At 51.1% G+C, this 16681-nt stretch carries 17 protein-coding genes and 4 pseudogenes; 13 read left to right on the top strand and 8 right to left on the bottom strand.

Features of this window, described 5'->3' with window-relative positions; all coding sequences use genetic code 11:
• Window positions 1-60: 60 nt before the first annotated feature.
• Window positions 61-129 (top strand): annotated as a pseudogene (locus tag CWI35_RS18795) (SIS domain-containing protein); the annotation flags it as partial.
• 13 nt (window positions 130-142) lie between these two features.
• Here the strand turns inward: CWI35_RS18795 and CWI35_RS03020 are convergent.
• Entirely contained in the window at window positions 143-1276 is a 1134-nt protein-coding gene (locus CWI35_RS03020; protein ID WP_075039814.1) for an IS4-like element IS5377 family transposase, read from the bottom strand.
• Between the two features lie 66 nt (window positions 1277-1342).
• Between CWI35_RS03020 and CWI35_RS03015 the strand changes: the two genes are divergently transcribed.
• The 3 genes from CWI35_RS03015 (at window position 1343) to CWI35_RS03005 (ending at window position 3580) form a co-directional block, all read left to right on the top strand.
• Entirely contained in the window at window positions 1343-2074 is a 732-nt protein-coding gene (locus CWI35_RS03015) for an SIS domain-containing protein (protein WP_119877999.1), read from the top strand.
• Between the two features lie 79 nt (window positions 2075-2153).
• Window positions 2154-2378, top strand: coding sequence for a glycosyl hydrolase-related protein (locus CWI35_RS03010; RefSeq protein ID WP_013145591.1), 225 nt, complete (start codon window positions 2154-2156; stop codon window positions 2376-2378).
• 467 nt (window positions 2379-2845) lie between these two features.
• Window positions 2846-3580 carry a CAP domain-containing protein gene (locus tag CWI35_RS03005; protein ID WP_011230938.1) on the top strand — a complete coding sequence of 245 codons (735 nt, stop codon included), beginning with the start codon at window positions 2846-2848 and terminating at the stop codon, window positions 3578-3580.
• Between the two features lie 196 nt (window positions 3581-3776).
• On the opposite strand, the gene CWI35_RS03000 is transcribed toward CWI35_RS03005, so the two are convergent.
• The 3 genes from CWI35_RS03000 to CWI35_RS02990 all read right to left on the bottom strand — a co-directional run bounded on the left by CWI35_RS03000 (window position 3777) and on the right by CWI35_RS02990 (window position 8021).
• Window positions 3777-4913: an IS110-like element ISGka2 family transposase gene (locus CWI35_RS03000; protein ID WP_119877472.1), complete on the bottom strand. Its 1137-nt coding sequence runs from the start codon at window positions 4911-4913 to the stop codon at window positions 3777-3779.
• 417 nt (window positions 4914-5330) lie between these two features.
• Entirely contained in the window at window positions 5331-6467 is a 1137-nt protein-coding gene (locus CWI35_RS02995) for an IS110-like element ISGka2 family transposase (protein WP_050367852.1), read from the bottom strand.
• 417 nt (window positions 6468-6884) lie between these two features.
• Complete coding sequence (locus CWI35_RS02990; protein ID WP_020959521.1) at window positions 6885-8021, bottom strand: IS110 family RNA-guided transposase; 1137 nt, start codon at window positions 8019-8021, stop codon at window positions 6885-6887.
• 424 nt (window positions 8022-8445) lie between these two features.
• Between CWI35_RS02990 and CWI35_RS02980 the strand changes: the two are divergent.
• The 5 genes and pseudogenes from CWI35_RS02980 to CWI35_RS02960 all read left to right on the top strand — a co-directional run.
• A pseudogene (locus CWI35_RS02980) lies at window positions 8446-8769 on the top strand (MFS transporter); the annotation flags it as partial.
• Window positions 8770-8913: 144 nt separating this feature from the next.
• Window positions 8914-9320 (top strand): annotated as a pseudogene (gene tnpA / locus CWI35_RS02975) (IS200/IS605 family transposase).
• 4 nt (window positions 9321-9324) lie between these two features.
• Window positions 9325-10380, top strand: a complete 1056-nt coding sequence (locus tag CWI35_RS02970) for an RNA-guided endonuclease TnpB family protein (protein WP_119877470.1) — start codon at window positions 9325-9327, stop codon at window positions 10378-10380.
• A gap of 159 nt (window positions 10381-10539) precedes the next feature.
• Window positions 10540-11094 (top strand): annotated as a pseudogene (locus CWI35_RS02965) (MFS transporter); the annotation flags it as partial.
• A gap of 134 nt (window positions 11095-11228) precedes the next feature.
• Entirely contained in the window at window positions 11229-11978 is a 750-nt protein-coding gene (locus tag CWI35_RS02960; protein ID WP_011230940.1) for a zinc ribbon domain-containing protein, read from the top strand.
• Here the strand turns inward: CWI35_RS02960 and CWI35_RS02955 are convergent.
• Window positions 11968-12630, bottom strand: a complete 663-nt coding sequence (locus CWI35_RS02955; RefSeq protein WP_014195621.1) for an SIMPL domain-containing protein — start codon at window positions 12628-12630, stop codon at window positions 11968-11970. The genes CWI35_RS02960 and CWI35_RS02955 overlap by 11 nt on opposite strands.
• 20 nt (window positions 12631-12650) lie before the next feature.
• Window positions 12651-12779, bottom strand: a complete 129-nt coding sequence (locus tag CWI35_RS18685; protein WP_013145587.1) for a hypothetical protein — start codon at window positions 12777-12779, stop codon at window positions 12651-12653.
• 159 nt (window positions 12780-12938) lie between these two features.
• Here CWI35_RS18685 and CWI35_RS02950 point away from each other — a divergent pair, with 159 nt between their 5' ends.
• The gene (locus tag CWI35_RS02950; RefSeq protein WP_014195622.1) at window positions 12939-13583 is read left to right on the top strand and encodes a 5-bromo-4-chloroindolyl phosphate hydrolysis family protein; all 645 of its coding nucleotides are present in this window, start codon (window positions 12939-12941) and stop codon (window positions 13581-13583) included.
• Between the two features lie 2 nt (window positions 13584-13585).
• Window positions 13586-14776 (top strand): toxic anion resistance protein, encoded by a 1191-nt coding sequence (locus CWI35_RS02945; protein WP_014195623.1) that lies wholly within the window; start codon window positions 13586-13588, stop codon window positions 14774-14776.
• Window positions 14777-15114: 338 nt separating this feature from the next.
• On the opposite strand, the gene CWI35_RS02940 is transcribed toward CWI35_RS02945, so the two are convergent.
• Together CWI35_RS02940 and CWI35_RS18680 are read right to left on the bottom strand one after the other, a co-directional pair.
• Window positions 15115-15627: a YndM family protein gene (locus CWI35_RS02940; protein WP_013145584.1), complete on the bottom strand. Its 513-nt coding sequence runs from the start codon at window positions 15625-15627 to the stop codon at window positions 15115-15117.
• 15 nt (window positions 15628-15642) lie between these two features.
• Complete coding sequence (locus tag CWI35_RS18680) at window positions 15643-15771, bottom strand: hypothetical protein (RefSeq protein ID WP_014195625.1); 129 nt, start codon at window positions 15769-15771, stop codon at window positions 15643-15645.
• Between the two features lie 154 nt (window positions 15772-15925).
• Here CWI35_RS18680 and CWI35_RS02935 point away from each other — a divergent pair, with 154 nt between their 5' ends.
• Both CWI35_RS02935 and CWI35_RS02930 read left to right on the top strand, forming a co-directional pair.
• Window positions 15926-16114: a YozQ family protein gene (locus tag CWI35_RS02935; RefSeq protein WP_014195626.1), complete on the top strand. Its 189-nt coding sequence runs from the start codon at window positions 15926-15928 to the stop codon at window positions 16112-16114.
• Window positions 16115-16267: 153 nt separating this feature from the next.
• Entirely contained in the window at window positions 16268-16675 is a 408-nt protein-coding gene (locus CWI35_RS02930) for a VWA-like domain-containing protein (RefSeq protein ID WP_014195627.1), read from the top strand.
• The last annotated feature ends 6 nt before the right edge of the window (window positions 16676-16681 follow it).

Here is a 16681-nt window from a genome sequence, read left to right as displayed (position 1 = left end):
TGCGGCGGGCTAAATCTAGTTTAGGGATAGGAAATCAAGCGCTTAAGGGGCGAATGGCCGATGATCAATCAATATTTCCAAAAAATCAATGAACATCTGGAACTCGTTTTAAGCCATGAAAAGGACAATCCACGAGTGTTGATTATCCAAAATTAGACATACGCCTTCCATAAATTTGGGCATACTCAAACAAAGCAGCGGCCATCCCGGATTTCCAATCGAGAGGAAGCTGCCCAGAGAAAAAACGGCGAACGAACGAAATGAAGGAAAGAGAGACGTTCGTCTGTTTTTTGGTTTGATCATACAGCCATCGCAGCAACACATACGCGATGAACGCCGCAAACAGTTGGTTGTATACCGCATTTTCCGTCGTGCCAAACAAGGTCGGGACATTCAGATATTGCTTCACCCAACGGAAAAAGACCTCAACAGTCCAACGTTGTTGGTACATGTCGGCAATGGTTTCCGCAGACGCATGGAAGAGGTTCGTCACGACCCGAATGTCGCGGCCATTCGCATCTCGAAAGATCACCACCCGGTGACGCTTGGTGGAGCGGCATTGTTTCGTCCCCAACTGGCACGTGAAGTCGGCTTGAACCGATGAGGATGTGCTGGAAAGGCGTTTCAAGCTTTTTTTCTGATGAAGTTCGATGTTGTCCTTCATCCGAATGACAAAGAGCTGATGCTGCTCCACAAATCGATCGAGGCGTTCGATTTTGAAATACGCCCGGTCTTCCACCAGCACTTGTTGAGCGTTCGTCAACTGTTCTCCCACCGGGCCATCATGACGCAGTCCGATGGTTTCCACCACGTCTGCCGGCAACGAGGATTCCGGCGAATACGCGACGTGCAGCTTCACTCCGGCGCGTTCGCCGTGATACGGCGCCCATGGCAGGCGGTTTTTCCCGACCGTGACGGTCGTCGAATCCACCACCCGAAGCGGTTTGGGAAACCGAAGCGAACGGCGGGTTTGGCGGTTGCACTTGGAAATGATCAACGCCAACAAGCGTTTCATGATGTCATAGGGAACTTCTTTCGCTTTCTTGGATACAGTTGAATAATGGAATCGCGGCAATCCATACAGAGGCCCCACATCGGCTCCATGGCGAAAGCTTTTCCATTGATGCATGGCGGCCAGCAGGAAGAAGTGAATCAACTCGCGCAACGTAAAGGTTCGAGACGAATCACGATACCCAACCGCTTCGGCAATCCGTTGAATCTCTTCATCCGAAACAAGTTTTTGCATCAAATTCGGGAGTGTGGTATGCTTGTTCATAGAGAGCACCTCCTGGGTTTGTTTGTGTCGCTACTCACATTCTACAGGAAAGGTGCTCTTTTTTCTATACCCTTTGGATTTTATTGGATAATCAACACGCCTGAGGACAATCTAAAAAAGGCCGCCCATATGGTAAGCGAAGCGATTCAAAACGGCGGAATCGTTCAGTTATTCGGATGCGGCCACTCCCATATTTTGACAGAGGAAGTGTTTTACCGGGCGGGAGGGCTTGTTCCGGTGAAACCGATCTTTGTCGAGCCGCTGATGCTTCACGAAGGGGCGGTGCGGTCGTCCATGTTGGAGAGAATGAATGATTTGGCACAAAATTTTATCAATCATGAGGATATCCGTCCTGAAGATGTGTTTTTTGTTTTGTCCACATCGGGGCGCAATCCTGTTCCGATTGATGTGGCGTTGGCAGCAAAGGAGAAAGGGGCGTACACGATCGCGATTACATCTTTGGAATATTCGAAGAGTCAACCGTCGCGGCATAAGAGCGGTCGGTTATTGTATGAAGTGGTGGACTTGGTGATTGACAATCATTGTGTGAGAGGAGACGCGATTTTAGCTCATCCGAATGTTTCCGTTCCATTTGCCCCTACTTCGACCGTGATCGGCAGCGCGATTTTAAACGCCGTTTTCGCCGAGGCGATTGTCCTCATGGCGGAAAATGGAATAGAACCGCCGATCTTTTTAAGCGGCAACATTGAGGGGGCGGACGAACATAACCGCCGATGGGTGGAGAAATATAAAGAACGCATTCCGGTGTTGGTTAAGGGGCATCAACTATCGCAATAGAAGAGGCGCTCTATAGCCAACCGCCATCCGTTCTTGCTAAAATAGTAGCAAACGATGAGACGGTGGGGGATGGAGATCGATGCGCTTTGACGAACGGGTGCGGCTGTATGCCGATAAGCTCCTCTTTTACAATTCAACGCCAACGATAACGACGGCGGCGTTCCAATGGAACAAGCCGTTTTCGGGCGTTTTTCGCGCGAATCTCAACGAGGAGCCGCTTGACTCGCTCGCGGCGGACGAATGCGGGACGTTTGCCGTCGAGGTGAAGCCGAATGAAGTGCAAACGGTGCTCGTTGTCGACTAGGAACGAAAAAGATCATGACAGAAGCTGGGGCTGATCGCCACCAGCTTCTTTTTTAAAACAAGAATGTGAATATCTCCCCTGTTTTGTAACACAGCTGTAACAATTGTTAAACGAAATGGTCCAAAAAAGAGGCTGTCAACTCCCTTTTTCCTAGAAAAATGTGGGTGGCTAGAATAATAGAGGGGAAAAAGGAAGGGCAGTTAGTGAAAGGATGCCGCTTCCAATCGTTGCAACTGCCGTGATGGGCAGCCAACTGGCAATGAAAACAAGCGCTTGTTTTTCCGGGTGTTGCCAGCCTGCGTTTTTTTCCATTTTAGCCCAAAAATATTACAAAAAACCCGTGTTATAATGAGGGCGAAGGCGAGGGAACAACGAAACCGTTCCTCTTCGAATCTCATCGTGTAGGCATGACTGACGGACGCAATATCTCTGAAACTTTCAAATAGAGGATACAAGGAGGAATTCCGATGAAGAAAAAAATGGTAGCAACAATCGCAGCTTCGGTCGCACTCGCCGGCGCTTCGTTCGCGGCAACGAAAACGGAAGCAGCTGGGACGACGTGTCCGACAGCGAATGCGTATCAAGTAAAATATGTCAGCACAAACGTTCAAGATTTTGAGAAATGGCTGCAACAATACTTCCCGTTCGTGTCGTTCCAACCCGTAAAACCGGCAACACAACAACCGGCGGCAAAACAGCCAACGACAAAACCGCAAGCGCCGGCAACGGTCAAACAGCCAGCGACGAAACCGGCTGCGAATACGCCAGCACCGGCGAAAACGCCAGCGACGGCCCCAACAGCAGCACCGCAAAAAGCAACTGGCTTAAACGCCTATGAGCAACAAGTCGTTGAACTGACGAATAAAGAGCGGGCAAAATACGGCTTGCCGCCGCTTCAAGTTGACTTGGCCCTCAGCAAAGTCGCACGCGAAAAATCGCGCGATATGGCCGTGAACCACTACTTCTCGCACAACAGCCCGACGTACGGTTCTCCATTTGAGATGATGAAAAAATTCGGCATCTCGTACACGGCTGCCGGGGAAAACATCGCCAAAGGCCAACGCACACCACAGGAAGTCGTCAATGCGTGGATGAACAGTGAAGGCCACCGCGCGAACATTTTGAACAAAAACTTTACGCACATCGGCGTTGGTTTTGAAGAAAATGGATATATTTGGACGCAGCAATTCATCCGCAAGTAAGAGACAAAAGAAATGCAAGTCGAGGGTGTCCCAAAAGGATCGGGACACTTTTTCCGTGAAAATCCCCACCACTTGGTGAGTGCGGTATACGCTCCTGATCCGTGAGGGTATACTGAAAATGGCCAAAAAAGGCAATAGGAAAGCAGAGGTGCCCGATTTTAGGCATCTCGTATAACCTGTCTGCCTTTTGGCTAGACTAAATAAGTTGTGGTTGGCGGAACGGCTCTTTGCGGGAGATCATGCAAAAGATGATCACCAACATCCGCCGAGCAATGGCGATGAGGGCTTTTTTCTTCCCGCACCGGGCCGCCAACGACCAAAACTTTCGGGACAAGGGATGCGTCTTGGATCGAGCTGCTGACCATGCCGCCTCGCATAACGCCGATCGGAGATGGGGATTGCCTTTTGTCGTGCGCGTGCTCTTTCGCTTTCCGGCGCTTTCATGGTTGCCGGGGGACAATCCAGTCCATGAAGCCGCCCGTTCCGGCGTTTCAAAGACGCTCATGTCGGTTCCCATCTCGGCTATGATGACGGCGGCGGTTTGTTTTTTCACTCCGGGCATGGTCATCAGCAGGTTCACTTCCTCGCGATACGGCTCGAGCAGGCGGTCGATGTGTTGGTCGACTTCTTCGATGAGCCGCTCCAATTCCTCAACGTGTTTCCACAAGAGGCGAAGGAGACGGAGCTCGTGTTCGGTCAAGGTGCCCAGCAGTGAATCGTACACCGCCTGCTTTTTCGTTTTGAGCCTGCCGCGCAGGCATTCATCCAACTCGTCCTTGTCCACGTATCCCTTCTCCAGCAGCCGGGCAAGGATGTTTCTTCCGGAAACGCCGAAGAGATCGGAGAGGACCGAGCTGAGTTTGACATTGGAAGACTCGAGCACTTTTTGAATCCGGTTTTTCTCCGACGTCAGCTGTCCGACCCATTTTTTGCGGAGGCGGGTAAAATCCCGCAATTCGCGAATATCCGCCGGGGGGACGAAACTTTTTTCAACGAGTCCATGGCGGAGCAGCTTGGCGATCCACTCGGCGTCCGAGACATCGGTTTTTCTTCCCGGGACATTTTTGATCCGCTGCGGATTGGCCAGTGTCAAGTCGACATAGCCCTCGAGGAAGGCGAAGACCGGTTTCCAATACACGCCGGTGGATTCCATGGCGACATGGGTGACGCCATGTTCTTCGAGCCACTCGAGCAGGTCACCAAGTCCCTTCGAGAACGTGGAGAAGGTTTGAATGTCCTTTTGAATGTGTCCATCTTCTTCCCATAGCGCGCAGGCGACGATGGTTTCGGCATGAACATCCAATCCTGCGCAGCGAGGATAGATGACATCCATGATGAAAATCCTCCTTTTCGATGATCGAGTGCGCAAACAGCGAATCCACGGGAGAAATGCGGCAGTTTTCCGTTCGTCGTCACCTTTCCTCCGCATCGGGAAAGGGCGGACAATGGGTGGTGCACCCAGTGGATTCGAACGCTTTTCTGTACAGGGTCCAAGCCACCATTAAGTATAACGTCCTATTGAGCTGTTTGCGCCTACTCTTCATTATGGGAAGAAAAGGGGGATTTTCATGCCCGGGTGGAGAGCAAAAATTGCTCATGGAACTTTTCCGTGAAAATCCCCACCACTTGGTGAGTGCGGTATACGCTCCTGATCCGTGAGGGTATACTGAAAATGGCCAAAAAAGGCAATAGGAAAGCAGAGGTGCCCGATTTTAGGCATCTCGTATAACCTGTCTGCCTTTTGGCTAGACTAAATAAGTTGTGGTTGGCGGAACGGCTCTTTGCGGGAGATCATGCAAAAGATGATCACCAACATCCGCCGAGCAATGGCGATGAGGGCTTTTTTCTTCCCGCACCGGGCCGCCAACGACCAAAACTTTCGGGACAAGGGATGCGTCTTGGATCGAGCTGCTGACCATGCCGCCTCGCATAACGCCGATCGGAGATGGGGATTGCCTTTTGTCGTGCGCGTGCTCTTTCGCTTTCCGGCGCTTTCATGGTTGCCGGGGGACAATCCAGTCCATGAAGCCGCCCGTTCCGGCGTTTCAAAGACGCTCATGTCGGTTCCCATCTCGGCTATGATGACGGCGGCGGTTTGTTTTTTGATTCCAGGCATGGTCATCAGTAAGTCCACTTCCTCCCGATACGGCTCGAGCAGGCGGTCGATGTGCTGGTCGACTTCTTCGATTAACTGCTCCAATTCCTCAACGTGTTTCCACAAGAGACGAAGGAGACGGAGCTCGTGTTCGGTCAAGGTGCCGAGCAGCGAATCGTACACCGCTTGCTTTTTCTTTTTGAGCCTTCCGCGCAGGCATTGATCCAACTCGTCCTTGTCCACGTATCCCTTCTCAAGCAGCCGGGCGAGGATGTCTTTTCCGGAAACGCCGAAGAGATCGGAGAGGACCGAGCCGAGTTTGACATTGGAAGACTCGAGCACTTTTTGAATCCGGTTTTTCTCCGAAGTCAGCTGTCCGACCCACTTTTTGCGGAGGCGGGTAAAATCCCGCAATTCGCGAATATCCGCTGGGGGGACGAAACTTTTTTCAACGAGTCCATGGCGGAGCAGCTTGGCGATCCACTCGGCGTCAGAGACATCGGTTTTTCTTCCCGGGACATTTTTGATCCGCTGCGGATTGGCCAGTGTCAAGTCGACATAGCCCTCGAGGAAGGCGAAGACCGGTTTCCAATACACGCCGGTGGATTCCATGGCGACATGGGTGACCCCATGGTCTTCGAGCCACTCAAGCAGGTCGCCAAGTCCTTTCGAGAACGTGGAGAAGGTTTGAATGTCCTTTTGAATGTGTCCATCTTCTTCCCATAGCGCGCAGGCGACGATGGTTTCGGCATGAACATCCAATCCTGCGCAGCGAGGATAGATGACATCCATGATGAAAATCCTCCTTTTCGATGATCGAGTGCGCAAACAGCGAATCCACGGGAGAAATGCGGCAGTTTTCCGTTCGTCGTCACCTTTCCTCCGCATCGGGAAAGGGCGGACAATGGGTGGTGCACCCAGTGGATTCGAACGCTTTTCTGTACAGGGTCCAAGCCACCATTAAGTATAACGTCCTATTGAGCTGTTTGCGCCTACTCTTCATTATGGGAAGAAAAGGGGGATTTTCATGCCCGGGTGGAGAGCAAAAATTGCTCATGGAACTTTTCTGTGAAAATCCATAAAACCCGGTCAACTCTGTATATCCTGTGATCAGTTTGGATACACTACAAATGGCCAAAAAAGACAACAGGAAAGCAGAGGTGCCTTATTTTTAGGCATCTCGTATATTCTGTATTCATTTTGGCTATACTAACTTACTTGTGGTCCCCAAAACGGTTCTTTTCGGGAAAGCATGCAGTAAATGGTGACAAGCATTCGGTGCGCGATCGCAACGAGTGCTTTTTTCTTTCCCCGGCGAGCCGCCAATGACCAAAATTTCGCCGCCAACGGTTGATTCCTGCATCGGGATAACGCCCATGCCGCCTCGCATAACGCGGATTTAATATGAGGATTACCCTTTACCGTTCGTGTACTTTTGCGTTTTCCAGCGCTTTCGTGATTTCCCGGGGCCACCCCAGCCCAAGAAGCGAGGCGCTGCGGTGTCGGGAACTGTCCCATATCCACTCCGATTTCGGCGATGATGACGGCGGCGGTTTCCTTTTTCACTCCAGGAATCGTCATCAGAAGATCCACTTCCTGTTGATACGGTTGTAAGAGATGGTCGATGCGTTGGTCCATCTCCTGAATCAAGCTTTCCAAATACTCGATGTGCTTCCACGATTGGCGAATCATGAACAACTCATGTTCGGTTAATGTCCCAAAGAGCGATTCCTGAATTTGTTGCTTTTTCCCTTTCATTCTTCCGTGAAGGCAAGCGTCGATATCGGCTTCTTCGATGTACCCCTGTTCCATTAAACGGGTCAAGAGTTTTCGGCCCGATACTCCGAAGATGTCGGAAATCACCGTACCCAGCTTGATATTGGAACACTCCAATACTTTATGAATTCGGTTTTTTTCCGCAATCAATTGACCCACCCACTTTTTGCGTAAACGGGTCAAGTCCCGCAATTCTCGAATTGGCGCGGGTGGCACAAAACTCTTTTCAATCAGTCCATAACGCAATAATTTAGCGATCCATTCCGCATCGGATACATCCGTTTTTCTCCCTGGGACATTCTTGATTCGCTGAGCGTTGGCCAAGGTAATGTCAAAGTAGTCCTCTAAAATGTTAAAGACCGGTTTCCAGTAAACCCCCGTACTCTCCATCGCTAGATGAGTGATTTCTCGATCCTCGAGCCATTTCAGGAGGCGAAACAAGTCTTTGGTAAACGTCGAAAACGTTTCGATCTCCTTTTGAATGTGGTCTTCTTCTCCCCAAAGCGCACAAACGACAATCGTTTTGGCATGAACATCTAAACCTGCGCAACGATGATAAAGCACATCCATGATCCGGACTCCTTCCATTGATGAATTCGCAAACAGTGAGTCCACTTGTTCGTTAGGCATTTTTCTGTTCGTAGTCACCTTTTCCAAATGAAAAGGGCTTACAATGGGTGGAACACCAAATGGACTCAAACAGTTTTTTGTACAGGGTCGAACCACCATTAAAAAGCACGTCTTTCCAAACTGTTTGCGTTCATCCTCCATTATGGAAGGAGAGATAGATTTTCATGCCTGGGTGGGGAGTAAAATTTACTCATGGATGTTTATTATGTATATAGGCATGAAACAATATGTTGTGTTTGGTTTAAGGAAAAACACCCTTTTGGGTCAGCCCTTTTTTATTTGAAAAATATTTCTCCGATCCCCTATAAAAATATGATATAATTTCCAAAGAAATTCGAAAGACGAAAGATTAGGGGGACAGCGGATGCGAATACGCGATTGGGACCGCAACCTAAAAGTGCGCCTGTTTGGCGAGGCGCTCATGAATACGACCTTTTGGATGTTTTTTCCGTTTATATCGATTTATTTTGCCGATGCCTTTGGCAAAGAGACAGCGGGGTTGTTGTTGATTGTTTCGCAGTTGTTCTCGGTCATCACCAATTTAATGGGCGGCTATTGTGCTGATGTATTCGGACGCAAGCGGATGATGGTGTTATCCGCCTACGGACAGGGGGCGGCGTTTTTCGTTTTCGCCTTGGCCAGCTCCCCGTGGTGGTCGTCGCCGTTTGTTGGATTTCTTAGTTTTACAGAAAATGCCGTCTGAAAGCCCACGGTTTGAATCGTGGGATGAAAGACGGCGTTGCTCGGTAATCTCTTCATGGGATTGCTTAGAGCAACCATTTTTTATCTTTAATTGTTTGAGTATGACCATTAAACTGATACAATTAATAATATGGAACAAAAATATCGAAGAACGAAAACAACTGTATCTTTAATTAACTACCATTTTGTTTTTTGCCCGCGTTATCGAAGAAAAGTGTTAGTGAACAAAGTGGAAGAGCGATTCAGGCAGTTAGTAGAAGAAATTTGCCAAGAGAATGATTGGATTATTCTTGCTTTCTTGCTATGGAAGTGATGCCTGATCATTGTCATTTGTTCTTGAATGGCCTCCCTTCTGATTCTCCATCAGATATGATGACAAAAGTGAAAGGAGTGACTTCCCGACGATGAAGGGAAGAATTTCAACACTTGTCTCATCTGCCAAGTCTTTGGACACGCTCTTTCTTCGTGAGTACAGCAGGGAATGGATCAAGTGAAATCATCAAACGCTATGTGGAATCTCAAAAGAAAAGGGGGTGAATCCATGCCGACGATCACGCTAAGGCTGGAACTGCACAACCCAACGAAAGTCAAACAGGAAATGTATGAACGGATGACAGAAGTGAACACAGAGTTTGCGAATTGGCTGTTGGATCATCCAGAACTGAATCAAGCGACGAGTAAAATTTTTAAAGCGTTTTCGTCACAACGATTTCCTTCCGCCGTCGTGAATCAAACGATTCGAGAAGTGAAGTCCCAAAAGAAAAACCAGAAAACAAAGAGGTTTCGAACATTATGGTGTTGCTTTAACAATCAAAACGTGAAGGTGGAAAAGAAAGGAGAGTTCTACACCGTTTCATTCCCAACATTAGAGAAGCGAGTCGGTGTGCCGGTGGTCACGCGTCCCTATCAAGAAGCATGGCTGAATCGATTGTTGAACGGAACCGCCAAACAAGGGGCGGCCAAGCTCTACAAAAAGAGAAAGAAATGGTGCTTGGCGATCGCGATCACCTTTGAAGTCAAGCCGCGACACGAAACAAAGGTGATGGGGGTTGACCTTGGACTTCGCTATCTCGCTGTTGCCAGCGTGGGAACGAAATCGTGGTTTTTCAAAGGGAACCAATGCGCCTTTGTACGCCGACGATATGCGGCTTTGCGAAGGAGATTAGGAAAAGCCAAGAAGCTCCATATGATTCGCAAAATCGGCCGTAAAGAGTCCCGCTGGATGAAGGATCAAAATCACAAAATCAGCCGTCAAATCGTGAATTTTGCGCTCGCCAACGGTGTTGGCGTGATTCGAATGGAAGAGTTGACGGGCATTCGGAAACGGGCAACATCGGCCAAAGAAGCAGGACGAAGCCTTCATGCTTGGGCGTTTCATCAACTGCAAATGATGATTGCCTATAAAGCGGAAATGGCGGGTATTCGGGTGGAGTGGGTGAAGCCGACCTACACGAGCCAAACGTGTAAATGTGGACATCGGGAAAAGGGAAATCGCAATGGCATCCACTTTCAGTGTAAAAAATGCGGATACACCCTCCACGCCGACTTAAATGGCGCCATCAACATCGCCAAAGCAATTTCGGGCTTCGCCGCCTAACCTAGCGCACTGGTCACAGGTGCGCCGCCCATCGGGGTACATTCTAACCCGATGGGACGGGGTGATGACACACCCCTGATCTTGGGCGTGGTCCGAACCAGAAATGGATGAGGACGCGAATGACCCAAGAATCCCACGGCTTTAGCCGTGCGGAGTGTCAAACAGCTTGACTTGCTGATCCCGGTATATACAAAAGAAACGGTCGAAGCCGAAACATTGGCAGGATGGACGATTGACGGCGCGAGCGCCTTTAGTTGGCTCATTGCCGAAAACGGTCTGTTGGTCGCACTATGCACGGTGGCTGTGACGCGTTGGATGTCTCGCTACTCGGAGCGGCAGGCGTTTGTCGGTTCATCCGTCTTATACGGCATCTCGATGTGGCTGTTTAGTCAAACGTCTTCGCTGCTCGGATTGATCGCGGTCATGGCGCTGTTTACGCTGGCTGAGTTGATGACAGCTGGCTTGCAGCAGTCGTTCATTTCCCGCTTGGCTCCGGAGGCGATGCGCGGCCAATATTTTGCCGCCGCCAGTCTCCGTTTTACGATTGGGCGGATGTTGGCGCCGCTGTCGCTCGCCGCGGCGGAATGGATCGGCTATGCATGGACGTTTGTTGTCCTTGGGATGCTGGCGCTAGGAAGCGCGGCCTTATACGCCTGGATGTTTCAACAAGTCGGGCGGCGAATGGAGCAACCGAACGCTTCGTTTTCGCGATAATGGGCGGTGCAAACGGCTATCCGTTTTTCGCTCAGGCGGGTATAATAAAAAGCGCACCGTTGTTCGTGTAACATATATTCCCTGTCTCTGACATAAAGTGGAACTAGGCAGCGAGAAGGAGAGGGGAAGCGCTCATGAAACCGCGCGTGTTCGAACCGGATGCCATTGAGGGGGAAACGGGAAGCCGCGGCGGTCAGAACGGCGCCGCGGCGTTGGCGCGCAGCGAAAAGAGGCAGCAGGCGCGCGTTTTGTCTCGGGAAAAGAGGAGAAAAAAGCAATACCGTCTCATCGGCTGGCTGCTTGTCGCCATCGTCGTTCTGTGGGGGGCGAGCACGCTTCTTTGGAGCGGGTATGGGGCGTTGAAGACGGCCGCGAGCCGAGAAATGGCCATTATGCGTTTAAAAGATGCGATCGAAGACCGCGATGTGGCCGCTTTGCAGGCGATGCTGCGGGTGACGGAGGAAAGCGTGCCGATCAACGAGAAAACGTTGGCGCCGTTGTTCGCGTATGTGGAACGGCACCCAGAAGCGTATAAACAGCTAGATCGGGAGTTTGCCCGCCAGCGCAAGAGCGGCCACGTGTATATTAAAGGATTGACATCTTACCCGCCGGTGTTTACGATTCATGTGTTTGAGGACCGGTATGTGTTTGAGCCAGCCCTCTATTTTCTCCATGTGCGCGTCGATGATCCGGAGGCGTCGCTTGTCGTCAATGGGGTGAAAACGGAAGAGGAGGCGACGAAAGACCCATTTGTCAAAAAAATCGGCCCGTATTTGCCGGGCGCGTACGCTGTGACCATCGTCCATTCGAACGGGAAAAAGAAAACCACCCGCGTCGAGCTGTTTGGCGGCGCTCGTGTCCATGAAGTCGACATCACGAAATGAACGAATAAGCAAATACCGCTTCCACGACGGCGGTAATGACAACATCTTGCGTCTGCACAGGCGGCGCTGATGAGGGAACGCTGAGAACAGCCGGACCGTATGGCGTCGGCCGGATCGATGACTGTTCTTTCAGTTCAATCGGCGTGTCATAAAGAGGCAAGCTGAGAGCGCGGGCGATGGCCAGCGCTTTTTCTTTGGCGTTTTTCACGGCCAACGCCAATGCCTGCTGGTAATAGGCTTGTTCGTTTGCTAGACGGAATTCCAAGCCGCGGGCGAGGTTTGCTCCATGGGCAACGGCCGCCTCGTAAATGGCGCCGGCTTTTTTAGGGTCGCGGACGGTGATTTCAAGCCAATGTTCGACTCCATAGCTGGATAATACGTCGGCTCCATTGTGATGTTCGTATTGGGGATAGATGGAAAACGCCGTCGTCTCCAAATCTTCTGTTTGCACGCCAAGCGCCTTGAGTGCTCCAATGACTGCGTCGGTGCGTTTCGCGTTGTCAGCAAGCGCTTCTTGAATATGGACGTGTTCGGTGCGCACCCCGAGCGCAATGAGGACGGTGTCTGGCTTGGCGATGACTGTCCCTTGGCCGGTGACGGTCAGTGCGGCGCGGGAGGCGGTTGGCGGTGTGGGGCGGTGCCAAGGCTGCATCGTGTTCCCTCCTTCTGCTGTTAGGCAGTTTTTTTGTCATCATCCGCCGCCTGCCAATAGTAGACGCGCGGCAGTCCGGCATAGCACCAATATTCTTTCAACAGCGAGATCGCGACAAAGGAGACAAGCTGCCAATTGATCGCTTTCATCCCGATTCCCCTTTCGATGGCCCTGTTACTATAGCCTATTCGAAACGGCCATTGTCCTATGCGCGCCGTCCAGTTGGCGATGAAACTTCTTTGGGCGCTTGTACGTATCATGGAATGGACATGCTATAATGAAAGAAAAGATAAAGAAGGAGAGGGACAATGAAGCAGCTGCTTCGTACGATATGGCGTTGGTTTGTCTCATGGAACGCAGGGGTCATCGTCGCGGTGATCGTATTCATCACTGCTGATTTTCGCTTTTGGCCTTCGATTTTATCCGGAATGGGGGCGATGTGGGGGGTGTCCGCCATCATGAAAAGGCGGCATCATCGCCTGCCGGCTGATGTGTCCGCTGAGGAGCTTGTCTACGTTCGCAGCCAGCTTGGCGAAGCGCGCGCGTTATGGAAGCGGCTGCGTCGCGCTCGCTATCGGCTTCGTTCTGTGGTGATGTGGCAAACGGTTTCCCGGTTGAGTGCCATCGTCGATCGAATCATTCGCGCCATCGAGCAACAACCACATCAACTGCGCCTCGCCCAGCCATTTTTCTTAAACGAATGGCCGACGGCGGTGGAGATGGTGGAGAAATACGTTTATTTGGCGCAGCAGCCGGTGCAAAGCGCCGATATGGCAAAAGCGTTGCAGGAGACGGAAAGAGTGCTTGACGAGCTGACTTCAGCGGCTGAACGGCAGTTGCTTGAGGTGTTATCGAACGACATCTGGTCGCTGCAAACGGAAGCGAAATGGCTCGAGCGATCGCTCCGACAATCGGATGGGCTTCGTCTGCCGCTGTCAAAGAAAGGAGAATGACGATGGACGAACGGAATCACGGGATGGAATCGACGGATTGGCTGCAAGGGCTGGAACGGACAAGTTCCCTTGATGAGCTGCTTGCAAAGCCGTTTTCTTCGCCGGCCGAATCGCGGCTCAAGGAGGAAGAAAAGCCGGCGCGCGCGCTTGATGCGTTGAAGCCTGAGCATCGGGAAAAAGCGCTTGCGCTCGCCAAACAAATCGACCCGGCCAACCATCAGGCCGTCTTGCAATACGGTGTGGCGGCGCAAGCCGAGCTGTCGAAGTTTTCTCATGCGATTTTGCATCATGTGCAAACGAAAGACGCTGGGCCGGTCGGCGAAGTGATCAGCGAACTGATGGCCAAAATTAAGGAGGTCAACCCCGATGACCTAATGCCGGCGAAAAAAGGGTGGCTGTCCCGCTTGTTCGGCGCAGTGGCCAAGCCGCTGCAAGAGATGGTGGCGAAATACCAAAAAATCGGCGTTGAAATTGACAAAATCGCTGATCGGCTTGAGAAGCACCGGCATTTGTTGCTTCGCGACATCATGATGCTTGAGACGCTCTATGAAAAAAACAAAGACTATTTTGAAGCGCTCAATATTTATATTGCGGCAGCGGAATACAAACTCGAAGAGCTGCGGACGAAGACGATTCCAGAAAAGCAAGCGGAAGCGGAGCGCTCCGGCGACCAAATGGCATGGCAGGATGTACAGGATTTGCGGCAGTTTGCCGAGCGGCTTGAGAAGCGGGTGCATGACCTAAAGCTCAGCCGGCAAGTGACGATTCAAACGGCACCGCAAATCCGCATGATTCAGCATATGAACGAAACGCTTGTCGAGCGGATTCAATCGTCGATTTTGCATGCCATCCCCCTTTGGAAAAATCAAGTCGTGATTGCCTTGACGCTGTTTCGGCAGCAAAGGGCGGCTGCGGCGCAAAAGCAGGTCGCCGAAACGACGAATGAGCTGTTATTGCGCAATTCGGAGATGTTAAAAACAAACAGCATCGAAATCGCCAAGGAAAACGAGCGTGGCTTGGTTGATATCGAAACGTTGAAGCGAACACAAGAAAATTTGATCGCTACGCTCGAAGAAACGTTGAAAATCCAAGCGGAAGGCCGCTTAAAACGGCAGCAGGCCGAACGCGAGCTGGCGGCGATGGAAGCGGAATTGAAACAGACGCTGCTTGCGCTGAAGCGACCGGAGCAATAAGGGCGGATAGGAGATCGTCCTGTTTCGGCTTGCGGCCAAACGTCCGATGGATCCGCCCATGGCTGTAGAAGAAAGCGCCGAAAAACCAAAGATCCTCATGCGAAACGGGTGTCTAGCGAACGAGAAGACACCCGTTTTTTCGTTCGCCATCTGTGTTATGATTTCCCAATTGAAGCTCCCCCACTTCCCTTTTGTACAGGGCGCAACCCAAAACGAAGTGGAGATGCAGCCATTGAATGTTCCAAACAAAGGTGGAGTCATTCACGTTGAAGCCCTGTTTGGAAGGAAGGAGAAGCGGCTGGCGTCTCAGACTGCAGCCGCCAACATTTGTTCCTCCTTCATAGGATGGGGGGATGGGGAGGCTCTTGATGATGCTGTTCATCCTCTTGTTCCGCTCGTTCACGATCGTTGCCGTCCGGGCGGGCGGCGCGGACATCAAACTCTTCTGCCGCCTCCGTTTGCCATTGGCGGCCGATGAGCGGGGCGTCTTTTTCACCGTGCTCGACAGTGACAAATCGCAGCACATAGGCGTGAAACAGCAATTCTCCGAACGCTGTAAGCAGAGCAGAGAAAAACGCCGCGTTTAATATGGCGGCGCCGGCGATGTCATAAAACGCACCGATGCCGATCCATACCGCCACAAACACAAGTCCAAAGTCGGCAATCGTCGCTGAGACGTTGCCAAGGCGCCGCAGAACGTACAAGTCGCCGAGCGCATAGGCGACAAGCGTCAGCCAAAGGCTGAACCATAAAATCTCTGCCGATGAAATGCGCAAAAACAGCGGTAAAATGGCAAACATCACCGTGGCGGTCAGCAAATATTTCAGCACTAACGCAAGCAAATGTCTCATTGGGATTCGCCGCCTTTATTCTGCTGGATGGTTTGGACCTTCTAGTTTTTTATCGCCGCATCCCGGCTGTTTTTCCCTGTCTTTGTCCGGTTGCTGCTTTTTTTGTTGCTGTTCAACGCTGTCGTTTCGTGTTGGCTTTCTCATCGGGGCTATCATCCTCTCTTGATCGTTGTTTATTCGTTAGTTTGCCACGTTTGCCTTTCTATATGCATTCATCATCCATAAACTTCCTCTGTTCATTTTTCGCTCTTGTTTTCACACTAATCACGAAACAGCATTCATGTAGGAGGAATGGTGGATGACGAAAAAGAAACGGCCCGTTGCGATTGCGGGGCAGCAATACGATCCGGCAGATGGCGGGGACGAGTCGTTTGTGTATGAGGCGCTCTCTGAGACGCGCGAACAGGTAAGCGATGTGTATGCAGAAGGAACGATTGAGGCGGCAGTGAATCAAGAAAATGGTTCGAACATCCCCCTTTCGCAGTAGTAAGAAACGTCAAGGAGCTGTTCCTTGGCGTTTTGGTTTATGTTTGTGAAACGGGAGGGGAAAAAGGAAAGAAAAACAGTTCGTACTTTCCCCCATCGTCGTCTATACTAGTAGTGCGCACGGCGATTCACCGATATAAGGGGGATGATCATCGTGAGATGGCAGCGGGCTTTATTGGCGTTGCTCAAAGAGCGGAAAGACCATTCCATCGCGTTGGCGATCGACACATCAAACCGTCCGGAGCGGCCAATGCTCATTCAAAACATTGTGAAGCTGTTTGAAAAGCTGCGTCCGGATACGCTGCTCGTCCAAGCGGATTTTAAAATTCGCGATGTCTCTCCGGTTGGCGTGGCGACGATTAAATATTTCAAGCACGGGAAATCGTCGTACACCGAAGTGTTGGAATGGGCCGCTGCGCAAAAAATCGATACGTTGTTTTACATTACCGATGTAACCGGCTATTTTTATGAAGAACTCGAAGTCGACTATGAAGTGTTTTGGCTTGTGCCGGACGATTATATGCCGCGCGTGCCGTTTGGCAAGCCCATTCGTGTGGCGTAACACTGT

It is taken from the genome of [Bacillus] caldolyticus (assembly GCF_003595605.1).
Lineage (GTDB): Bacteria > Bacillota > Bacilli > Bacillales > Anoxybacillaceae > Geobacillus > Geobacillus thermoleovorans.
This window is presented reverse-complemented; position numbering and strand designations above follow the sequence as displayed.